At 60.1% G+C, this 7,973-nt stretch carries 8 protein-coding genes; 5 read left to right on the top strand and 3 right to left on the bottom strand.

Features of this window, described 5'->3' with window-relative positions; all coding sequences use genetic code 11:
* Positions 1 to 90 (top strand): integrase core domain-containing protein (locus G7025_RS15175; RefSeq protein ID WP_181079982.1); only part of this gene is annotated, 90 nt, incomplete at its 5' end.
* Positions 91 to 133: 43 nt separating this feature from the next.
* Here G7025_RS15175 and G7025_RS15170 read toward each other — a convergent pair.
* Entirely contained in the window at positions 134 to 922 is a 789-nt protein-coding gene (locus G7025_RS15170; protein WP_181079981.1) for an MlaA family lipoprotein, read from the bottom strand.
* On the bottom strand, positions 915 to 2,213 hold the full coding sequence (locus tag G7025_RS15165) for a serine/threonine protein kinase (RefSeq protein WP_181079980.1): 1,299 nt from the start codon (positions 2,211 to 2,213) through the stop codon (positions 915 to 917). The genes G7025_RS15170 and G7025_RS15165 overlap by 8 nt, the downstream gene beginning before the upstream one ends.
* 235 nt (positions 2,214 to 2,448) lie before the next feature.
* Here G7025_RS15165 and G7025_RS15160 point away from each other — a divergent pair, with 235 nt between their 5' ends.
* On the top strand, positions 2,449 to 2,817 hold the full coding sequence (locus tag G7025_RS15160) for a hypothetical protein (RefSeq protein ID WP_181079979.1): 369 nt from the start codon (positions 2,449 to 2,451) through the stop codon (positions 2,815 to 2,817).
* A 105-nt stretch (positions 2,818 to 2,922) separates the two neighbouring features.
* Here G7025_RS15160 and G7025_RS15155 read toward each other — a convergent pair whose 3' ends face one another.
* Positions 2,923 to 4,476, bottom strand: a complete 1,554-nt coding sequence (locus G7025_RS15155) for a glycoside hydrolase family 17 protein (protein ID WP_181079978.1) — start codon at positions 4,474 to 4,476, stop codon at positions 2,923 to 2,925.
* A gap of 331 nt (positions 4,477 to 4,807) precedes the next feature.
* Between G7025_RS15155 and G7025_RS15150 the strand changes: the two genes are divergently transcribed.
* The 3 genes from G7025_RS15150 (at position 4,808) to G7025_RS15140 (ending at position 7,889) form a co-directional block, all read left to right on the top strand.
* A complete protein-coding gene (locus tag G7025_RS15150; protein WP_181079977.1) occupies positions 4,808 to 5,659 on the top strand; it encodes a glycine betaine ABC transporter substrate-binding protein in 852 nt (283 codons plus the stop codon).
* 263 nt (positions 5,660 to 5,922) lie between these two features.
* Positions 5,923 to 6,234: a DUF485 domain-containing protein gene (locus G7025_RS15145; protein ID WP_181079976.1), complete on the top strand. Its 312-nt coding sequence runs from the start codon at positions 5,923 to 5,925 to the stop codon at positions 6,232 to 6,234.
* On the top strand, positions 6,231 to 7,889 hold the full coding sequence (locus tag G7025_RS15140; protein WP_181079975.1) for a cation acetate symporter: 1,659 nt from the start codon (positions 6,231 to 6,233) through the stop codon (positions 7,887 to 7,889). The genes G7025_RS15145 and G7025_RS15140 overlap by 4 nt, the downstream gene beginning before the upstream one ends.
* The last annotated feature ends 84 nt before the right edge of the window (positions 7,890 to 7,973 follow it).

Raw genomic sequence — 7,973 nt, 5'->3', positions numbered from 1 at the left:
ATTGACGAGTCGGTCGAGATCTATAACCACAAACGACCTCATATGGCCTTGAAATACAAAACGCCCGATGCGGTGCATCGGGCGTTATGAGACTGAAGCAGGTGTAAACCTATTTCAGGACTGGACACGTTATTTATTCCGCGATCTGCAGCTTGCGCGATTCGGTATAGATATAGCGCACCTTTTCATATTCGAACGGTGAGTTCATCTGACCGTAGCGGAAGCTGGTCTGGTAGCGCTTATCCACCGCGCGCAGGGCCCAGATCTCCGGGTGGTTGGAGCTGACTTCGGAGACATTGAGGAAGTTGATCTGCGACTCGGCGGTGTAGTCCACCAGCAAGCCGGTGGTGTCGCGCAGGTTCGACGGGCCGAAGATCGGCAGCACCAGGTAGGCGCCGCCCGGCACGCCGTAGAAGCCCAGGGTCTGGCCGAAGTCTTCGCTCTGGCGCGGCAGGCCCATGGCGGTGGCCGGGTCCCACAAGCCGGCGATACCGATGGTGGTGTTGACCAGCAGGCGCCCGGTGGTCTCCAGCGAGCGATGCCCCTTGAGTTGCAACAGGCTGTTCATCAGGTTGGGCACATCGCCCAGGTTGTTGAAGAAGTTACTCACACCGGTGCGCAGGAAGCTTGGGGTGACGTAGGTGTAGCCGTTGACCACCGGCAGGAACACCCACTGGTCGAAGCGGTAGTTGAAGTGGTAAACGCGGCGGTTCCACGACTCCAGCGGGTCATACACGTTAAGTGCGGTGAGCGAGGAGCGTTCGAACTCGCGCTGGTCCAGGCCCGGATTGAACTTGAGCTTGGTCAGCGGTTGTTTGAAACCGTCATCGCCCAATTGCGTCGGCTCGTGAGCCTTGCTGTTGTCGGCATTGGCCACGCCTGCGCACATCAGGGCGGCGAGCAGCAGAAGATATTTAGCCACGGAAGAACTCCAGCATGGCGTCGGCGTTGACGCGGTAATTGAGGTTGCCGCAGTGGCCGCCCAGTGGGTAGACGGTCAAGCGATCGCCGAAGGTTTTACGCAGGAAGCCCAGGTCGCCCGGGCCCAGGATCACGTCGTCGGCGTTGTGCATGACGGCGATTTTCGGGCTGGCGTGCAGATAATCCTTGAGCGCATACAGGCTGACCTGGTCGACCAGTTGCAGCAGGCTGCCGCCGTCGGAGCGCGCGCGCCACATCGGGATCACTTGTTCGGTGAGGTAGCAGTCGAAATCGCATTGCAGTGCGCGCTTGAGGAACGGTGTAAGGCTGGTGCCTTCGGTGATCGGGTACTTCGGCGGGATGATCAGGCCGCGGCGGTTGATCAGGTCCGAGGTAAAGGCGATATCGGCCGCGGAGAAGCGGAACGAGGTGCCGATCAGCATGGCCATTTGTTCATTGGTCAGGTGCTGCTTGGATTGCTGGAAGTCGTAGAGCAGGGCGTCGTTAAGGTCGATATAGCCCTTTTGCTGGAAGTAACGAGTCAGCTTGTTCAGCACCAGCTCATAGAACGTCGTGGTGTTGTTGATGCCCTTGACCTCGGTCTGGACCAGCTTGTCGAGGTTGGTGATCGAGGTGTACAGGTTGACCGGCGGGTTGAGCAGCAGCACTTTCTTGAAGTTGAAGCTGCGACGGGTCTCGTCCAGTTTGCTGACGAAGGCCGCATCCAGGGCACCGAGGCTGTAGCCGGTGAGGTAGAAGTCGGTGACCGGCAACGAAGCGTTCTGCGCGCGTACCGCCTGCATTACGCGGTACATGTCCTCGGCGTCTTCCTGGGTGATGCCTGGGGTGGCGAAGCGCGAGGCGGCGCTGATGAAGTCGAAACTGGTGGGCGACGACAATTGCACCACGTGGTAGCCGGCCTGGTAATACAGCTTTTTCAAGTACTCGTTGAGGCTGCTGTCATAGCGCGCGCCGGTGCCCGCGATCAGGAAGATCAGCGGCGCGGCGCGGTCTTGCTTGGCGATGCGATACGTGAGTTTCTTCACCGCCCAGAAGTTGTCCGGCAGGCTGAACTCGCGCTCGGGGCGCATGTTCAGGGTGTAGTCGGATTGGTTGATCTGGTCGTCGGTCGGCAGCGTAGGCCGAAGGTCCGGCGGCGTCGTGGCAATGGTCGCTTCGAACGGGTTGGTCAAAGGGTAGCCATAGCTGGCTTGGTCGATGTCGACGGCCAGTGCTGACGCACTCAAAAAAAGGCTGCCCAGTAAGGCAGCACAGCGCAAGGAACGGAGCATGACTTAATCCCTAAGAGGAAACGTGCTGAATGAAGTTCGCAGGCTATGACCACCGCCGTACCACCGAAGTGCCAGCACTCAGTGCGAAAAGTCGGAAAAAACGTCGGAATCGGGGTAATAGTCGCCAGAAGATACACTCTGCAACGTCCGGGTGAATACTAATTGTGTGTATGTACCTTGCTAACGGCCGTCGGCGCATTAAGCTGAGCGCCGTTTTTGCCTATCGGAGTCCTCCATGTCCCGTCGTTTGCCATTGATTTTGCTGCTTATTGCCTTGCCACTTTGGCTGGCTGCCAGCTATGCCGCGCGTTACGGGTTTATGGAGGATGGCCGGTGGGTCGGTATTTGCGTTGACGAGGCCAGTCGCTGGGAATGCCAGCTGCGCTCGAACCTGGGCTTGATGATCCATTTCAAAGCACTGGGCTGGGCGGCGCTGGTGACCTCGGTGCTCGCATTTTTCGTAGCGGGCCGCACTGGCTGGGGCCTGGCGGTAGCGGCGCTGGTGTTCGGCCTGCCGGCGCTCGCGTTGTACAACACCACCCTTGCGGTGTTTGCGGTGGTGATTGCGGGGTTGCGGTTGGTCAGGCAGCCTCGGGGCGTTTGATCGGGCCAATCGGCGGCAAGCCCCCTCCCACATTTGCCGGTATTCACAATTGGAAATGTGTAAACCCAATCAACTGTGGGAGGGGGCTTGCCCCCGATAGCAGTCTTAAGCCCTGCGCATCCGCAGGCAACGCCACAACGCAACCACCATCAACCCGCTGACCACTGCCCAACCCCACGCCTGCTGGTTCAGCAAACCTTCACGGTACAACTGCGGCGCAATGCCGGCGCCGATAATGAAGGTGAGCAGCGCAATCTCCCGACGCGGGCCGGTGACCGGGCGCACCAGGTACACCAGCGCCGGCAACACCAGTGCGGCGCTGGGAAAACTGCGGTAGCGCGGGTCGAATACCAGCGCCAGCATCATCACTGCGCCAGCAAAGCCGGCGAGCGCCACCCACCAGCCCGCGCGGTGTTCCAGCCAGTTGAACGCGCGCTCGCGCCACCCCTCGCGAGGGCTCAGGGCCAATGCGGCATGGGCCAGTACCAGCAGATTGAGCGCTATCAGCAGGCCGGCCCATACCCATTCATCGTTGAAGCGTGCAGTCAGGCGGGTCAGCTCGGCCCAGCTGCCTATCGAGCACGCCGCCACGGCCCCCAGCAACGGCAGGGCCAGCGCAGCGCGGGTGCTGCGAACACGTCCGCCGAGTACCAACGTACCCAGCAGGATCACACCGCCTACGCCCAGCCACAGTGGCCAGTACGGCACATTACTGACCGGGCCGGCAAGGATGCCCTTGTCCTGGCGATCGGCATCGAACAGGCCCCAATAGCCGCCCACGGCGCCCTCACTGGCGCGTTTCCAGGGTTGGTCGAACGCTTCGATCAGGTTGTAGTGCCAGCCGTTGGCTTCGGCCATGGCCACGAAACCGCGCATGAACTTGGCCTCGTTGACCCGGCTCGGCAGCGCTGTTTCGCGCTGGCGGCCTTCGCTCGGCCAGCCGGTTTCACCGATCAGCACGTCTTTGGGCGCAAATTTGTTGCCGAACGTCTGCCGTACGTCGCCCACATGCTGGAGTGCCTGGTCGATGCCGGACGGGTCGTCTTCCCAATAGGGCAGCAGGTGAATGGTCAGGAAATCCACGGCCGGGGCGATTTCCGGGTGCTGCAGCCAGAATTCCCAGACGTCGGCGTAGGTGACCGGCTGCCGGATCTGGCTTTTGACTTTCTGGATCAGCTTCACCAGTTGCCCGGCGGTGACTTCCTTGCGCAGCAGCGCCTCGTTGCCGACGATCACGGCGCTGACCACATCCGGGTTGGCGTTCGCCGACGCGATCAGCAGGTCGATTTCCTTTGCGGTGGCCAGCGGGTCGCTGCTGACCCAGGCGCCGATCATCAGCTTCAGGCCGTGTTTGCGCGCCAGGGCCGGCAAGCCTTCCAGGCCGGTCATGGAGTAGGTGCGAATGCATTCGAAGCGCGTGGCCAGCAAGGCCAGGTCGGCGTCCATGCGCGCCGGGCGCAGTGTGAACGGCTGGTCGAAGGGGGATTGGTCCTTGTCGAATGGCGTGTAGGACGCACATTGCAACTTGTGACTGGCACTGGCGACATCCGGCAACACCACGGGGCGGCCGAGGCCGTACCAATAGCCGATAAGAGCCAGCAGGCCGAAAAACAGGGCGAACACATAGGGCAGGGCAGGGAAGCGGGCAGTCGCGGGCATGGTCGGCTTATCTGGGAGAGCAAAGGCGCGCATCTTACCTGCAAATGTGCGGCTCAAGGGGAGCCGCACGATTTTGACATGCAAAGTTCGGGCGGGTTTTTGAACGAGCGTTCAGTAAAGCGTCCTACTGGCTATGTGATGTCGTTTCCTGCTTGTACGAGGTCGCTGACAGAGCAGGTCGATGGATGCTGCAGGCCGATGATCCAAGTGTCAGCACTCCACTGATGGATCAGCAGCCGGATTCAGCGCGTGAAGGGGGCGCGGTGCACCACATAACAACAGGTTGACGTCGCTCGGCATTCGCCGGGCGCAGCACTTTCGGGGAAGTACGATGAAGATGCGACGACTCTTGGGCGCAGCTGCCACTCTGGTGGTTGCGATGAGCTCCACACTGGCCAGCGCCGACAGCAAAACCCTGAGCATCGGCTACGTGGACGGTTGGTCCGACAGCGTTGCCACCACCCATGTGGCGGCTGAGGTGATCAAAGAGAAGCTCGGTTATGACGTGAAACTGCAGGCGGTCGCCACCGGGATCATGTGGCAGGGCGTGGCCACCGGCAAGCTCGACGCGATGCTCTCGGCCTGGTTGCCGGTGACCCACGGCGAGTACTGGGCCAAGAACAAGGACAAAGTGGTCGATTACGGCCCCAACTTCAAGGACGCCAAGATCGGCTTGATTGTGCCGGAGTACGTCAAGGCCAAGTCCATTGAGGACCTCAAGACCGATACCACCTTCAAGAACAAGATCGTCGGCATCGATGCCGGTTCAGGCGTGATGCTCAAGACTGACGAAGCCATCAAGCAGTACGGCCTCGATTACAAACTGCAGGCCAGCTCGGGCGCGGCGATGATCGCCGAGTTGACTCGTGCCGAAGACAAGCAGGAATCCATTGCCGTTACCGGTTGGGTGCCGCACTGGATGTTCGCCAAGTGGAAACTGCGCTTCCTTGACGATCCAAAAGGCGTCTATGGCGCGGCTGAAACCGTCAACAGCATCGGCAGCAAAGGCCTGGAGGCTAAAGCGCCGGAAGTTGCGGCCTTCCTGAAAAAATTCCAATGGGCCTCCAAGGATGAAATCGGCGAAGTCATGCTCGCCATCCAGGAGGGCGCCAAGCCTGACGCCGCGGCCAAGGATTGGGTCGCCAAGCACCCTGAGCGCGTTGCCGAGTGGACCGGTAAGTAACCCCCCGATGTCTTGATACAACCCCTGTGGGAGAGGGCTTGCCACCGATAGCGGAGTGTCAGTTGTCAGTGATCTGACTGACTCAACGCCATAGGGGGCAAGCCCTCTCCCACATTAATTTCTGTTTCCTGCAAATCTTCATTCGCGCCGCCAATCCCTCGCTACACTCGATCTACTACTAAGGTCGTCTGGAACCTGTTCCAGAGCCGCATACAGTGGCTACGTTCCAATAATAAAAAAGCTGTGCTGCGAGGATAAAAACAATGAACGACAGCATTTACCTATCGATTCAAAACAGCCCGCGCTTCAAGGAGCTGGTGAGGAAAAGGGAGCGATTCGCCTGGATTCTCTCGGCCATCATGCTAGGGCTCTACTCCGGCTTCATCCTGTTGATCGCCTACGGGCCTCAAGTGCTGGGGGCCAAACTCAGCCCTGGTTCGTCGATTACCTGGGGGATTCCCCTGGGTGTCGGGTTGATCGTCTCCGCCTTCGTCCTCACCGCCATCTATGTGCGTCGGGCCAATGGCGAGTTTGACGACCTGAACAATGCGATTCTCAAGGAGGCTGCGCAATGATCCGTCGTCTACTGGCAGTATTCGGCGCTTCGCTTTTTGCTCCCGCCCTGTGGGCGGCCGACGCATTGACCGGTGAAGTGCACAAGCAACCGCTGAACGTCTCGGCCATCGTGATGTTTGTGGTCTTCGTCGGTGCAACTCTTTGCATTACCTACTGGGCCTCCAAGCGCAACAAGTCGGCGGCCGACTACTACGCGGCCGGCGGCAAGATCACCGGTTTCCAGAACGGCCTGGCGATCGCCGGTGACTACATGTCGGCGGCCTCGTTCCTGGGGATCTCCGCGCTGGTGTTCACGTCTGGCTACGACGGGCTGATCTACTCGATCGGCTTCCTGGTGGGCTGGCCGATCATTTTGTTCCTGATCGCCGAGCGCCTGCGTAACCTGGGCAAATACACCTTTGCTGACGTGGCGTCCTACCGCCTGGGCCAGACCCAGATCCGCAGCCTGTCGGCCTGTGGTTCGCTGGTGGTGGTGGCGTTCTACCTGATCGCACAGATGGTGGGGGCGGGCAAGCTGATCCAGCTGCTGTTCGGCCTGGACTACCATGTGGCGGTGATCCTGGTGGGTATCCTGATGTGCCTGTACGTGCTGTTCGGCGGCATGCTCGCGACCACTTGGGTGCAGATCATCAAGGCGGTGCTGTTGCTGTCGGGTGCCTCGTTCATGGCGCTGATGGTAATGAAGCACGTCAACTTCGATTTCAACACGCTGTTCTCCGAGGCGATCAAGGTTCACCCTAAAGGTGAGGCGATCATGAGCCCCGGCGGCCTGGTGAAAGACCCTGTCTCCGCATTCTCCCTGGGCCTGGCGCTGATGTTCGGCACCGCCGGCCTGCCGCATATCCTGATGCGCTTCTTCACGGTGAGCGACGCCAAGGAAGCGCGCAAGAGCGTGCTGTATGCCACGGGCTTTATCGGCTACTTCTATATCCTGACCTTTATCATCGGCTTCGGCGCGATCCTGCTGGTCAGCACCAATCCGGCATTCAAGGATGCTGCAGGCGCCTTGCTGGGCGGTAACAACATGGCGGCGGTGCACCTGGCCAACGCGGTGGGTGGCAGTATCTTCCTGGGCTTCATCTCGGCCGTGGCATTTGCCACTATCCTGGCGGTGGTGGCCGGTTTGACCCTAGCGGGTGCATCGGCGGTGTCTCACGACCTGTATGCCAGCGTGATCAAGAAAGGCAAGGCCAACGAGAAAGATGAGATTCGTGTGTCGAAGATCACTACCGTGGCCCTGGGTGTGTTGGCGATCGGCCTGGGTATCCTGTTCGAAAGCCAGAACATTGCGTTCATGGTGGGCCTGGCGTTCTCCATAGCCGCCAGCTGTAACTTCCCGGTGCTGCTGCTTTCCATGTACTGGAAAAACCTCACCACCCGTGGCGCCATGATCGGCGGTTGGCTGGGCCTGGTCAGTGCCGTGGGCCTGATGGTCCTGGGGCCGACCATCTGGGTCTCGATCCTGCATCATGAAAAGGCCATCTTCCCGTACGAGTACCCGGCGCTGTTCTCGATGATCATCGCGTTCATCGGCATCTGGTTCTTCTCCATCACCGATAAGTCGGCGGCGGCAGAGAAAGAGCGTGCGCTGTACTTCCCGCAGTTTGTGCGTTCACAGACGGGCCTGGGGGCGAGTGGGGCAGTGAATCATTGATGCAGCCGCAAGTGGCAAGCCTCAAGCTGTAAGTTAGAAGCGGTGGTGTGTAGAGAGATACCCCTGTGGAGATACAGGGGTATT

Origin of the sequence: Pseudomonas lurida, from assembly GCF_013522705.1 — a bacterium.
Classification (GTDB): Bacteria; Pseudomonadota; Gammaproteobacteria; order Pseudomonadales; family Pseudomonadaceae; genus Aquipseudomonas; species Aquipseudomonas quebecensis.
This window is presented reverse-complemented; position numbering and strand designations above follow the sequence as displayed.

Excerpts from the sequence above, each read along its gene's own strand:
- G7025_RS15165 (WP_181079980.1), bottom strand. The coding sequence starts at position 2,213 with ATGCTCCGTTCCTTGCGCTGTGCTGCCTTACTGGGCAGCCTTTTTTTG.
- G7025_RS15160 (WP_181079979.1), top strand. The coding sequence starts at position 2,449 with ATGTCCCGTCGTTTGCCATTGATTTTGCTGCTTATTGCCTTGCCACTT.
- G7025_RS15155 (WP_181079978.1), bottom strand. The coding sequence starts at position 4,476 with ATGCCCGCGACTGCCCGCTTCCCTGCCCTGCCCTATGTGTTCGCCCTG.
- G7025_RS15150 (WP_181079977.1), top strand. The coding sequence starts at position 4,808 with ATGAAGATGCGACGACTCTTGGGCGCAGCTGCCACTCTGGTGGTTGCG.
- G7025_RS15145 (WP_181079976.1), top strand. The coding sequence starts at position 5,923 with ATGAACGACAGCATTTACCTATCGATTCAAAACAGCCCGCGCTTCAAG.
- G7025_RS15140 (WP_181079975.1), top strand. The coding sequence starts at position 6,231 with ATGATCCGTCGTCTACTGGCAGTATTCGGCGCTTCGCTTTTTGCTCCC.